The sequence below is a fragment of the Rathayibacter sp. AY2B5 genome (assembly GCF_002931645.1).
Taxonomy (GTDB): Bacteria; Actinomycetota; Actinomycetes; order Actinomycetales; family Microbacteriaceae; genus Rathayibacter.
In genome coordinates, this window is sequence record NZ_PSUE01000058.1 from 1 (window position 1) to 1,561 (window position 1,561).

Sequence of the window (1,561 nt, forward strand, 5' to 3'; positions counted from 1 at the left end):
GCGGGGGTCCGCGGAGCGGGCGCCTGCGGGGCGGGGCATCTGCGGAGCGGGCGCCTGCGGGCCGGGCGCGTCCCCGGCCGGGCACGGCATGCCGCGCCCCGCGCCGGCCGTCAGCCGAGGACGACGTGCTCCCCGCCGCGCTGCTCGGCGATCTCCTCGCCGACCTCCTCCGCCTCCTGGCGCGACTCGTGGTGGCTCAGCGGGACGCGGGCGTGGGCGATGCGGTTGTGCCAGCCCTGCTCGTCGGAGTAGGTCTCGATGGGGAGGACGGTCGTGGTGCTCATGGTGCTCCTTCGTGGTGGTCCCTCCATGGCACCTCGCGCCCCCCGCCGCTCGGGAGAGGGTTGACGCGAGCCCGTGTCTCGAGCAGGACGGAGGCGTCTCGGCGGCACACCAGCGAGCGACGGCGCCGCGGCGGGTCAGGGCGAGACCATGCCGCCGTTCACGTTGAGGGTCTCGCCGGCGACGAAGCTCGACTCGGCGGACGCCAGGAACACGTAGGCCGGGGCCTGCTCGGCAGGCTGCGCGGCACGGCCCATCGGCGACTCGCTCGAGCCGAAGTCGGGCAGGCTCTCGGGGTCGACGCCGCCGCTCACCTGCAGGGCGGTCCACGTCGGGCCGGGCGCCACGACGTTCACGCGAATGCCCTTCGCGGCGAGCTGCTGCGCAAGGCCCTTCGAGAGGTTGTTGATCGCGCCCTTCGTCATCGCGTAGTCGAGGCGGTCGGGGGCGGGCTTGTGCGCCTCCGCCGACGCCGTGTTGATGATCGTGGCGCCCGCGGGCAGGTGCGGGAGGGCCGCGCGGATGATCCGGAACGGAGCGAAGACGTTGACCGCGAAGGTCGCCTCGAACTGCTCGTCGGTGATGTCGAGCAGGTCCTCCTTCCAGATCTGCTTCCCGGCCACGTTGACCACCGCGTCGAGCCCGCCGAGGCCCTCGACCGCCTCCGCCACGAGCCGCGTGCAGTACTCGGCACTCGTGAGATCGCCGGGGATCGGCACGGCGGTGCGCCCCTCCGCGCGGATCAGCCCGATCACGTGCTGCGCGTCCTCCTCCTCGCTCGGGAGGTAGGCGAGGGCGACGTCGGCCCCCTCGCGGGCGAAGGCGATGGCCACGGCGGCGCCGATCCCGGAGTCGGCTCCCGTGATGAGCGCGCGGCGACCCGCGAGCCGACCGGTGCCGCGGTAGCTCTCCTCGCCGAGGTCCGGCACCGGGGTCATCCGCGACTGCAGCCCGGGCTCGGGCTGCTGCTGGACCGGCGGAGTCACATCCGGGTACCGGGTGGCGGGGTTCGTGAACGTGTACTGGTCGGGCATGGCTCCTCCGTCCGCGGCACCCGGATCGGGCCGCTCCCCTCCATCCCAGGCGAGCCGCGCCTCCGGGGCCACCCCGTGCACGGGCGGGCGGCGCTGTGGTAGCCGGCGCCGCGCCTGCTCGGAGGACCGGCACGGCGGCCCGGACGTGCCGGTGCCCCCCTCCGCGGCTGAACACCGGACGACAGTGGGCTCCCCCACGCGCCGACGCCGCGCGGGCGTGCGAGGCTTGATGGTCGTCCCCCTCC

General features: G+C 74.9%; 2 protein-coding genes. Both read right to left on the bottom strand.

Annotated features, from left to right (window positions below; all coding sequences use genetic code 11):
• Positions 1 to 110: 110 nt before the first annotated feature.
• Positions 111 to 284, bottom strand: coding sequence for a DUF2188 domain-containing protein (locus C5C30_RS17250; protein ID WP_159940661.1), 174 nt, complete (start codon positions 282 to 284; stop codon positions 111 to 113).
• Between the two features lie 135 nt (positions 285 to 419).
• Positions 420 to 1,316 (bottom strand): SDR family oxidoreductase, encoded by an 897-nt coding sequence (locus tag C5C30_RS17255; protein ID WP_104263331.1) that lies wholly within the window; start codon positions 1,314 to 1,316, stop codon positions 420 to 422.
• Between the last annotated feature and the right edge of the window lie 245 nt (positions 1,317 to 1,561).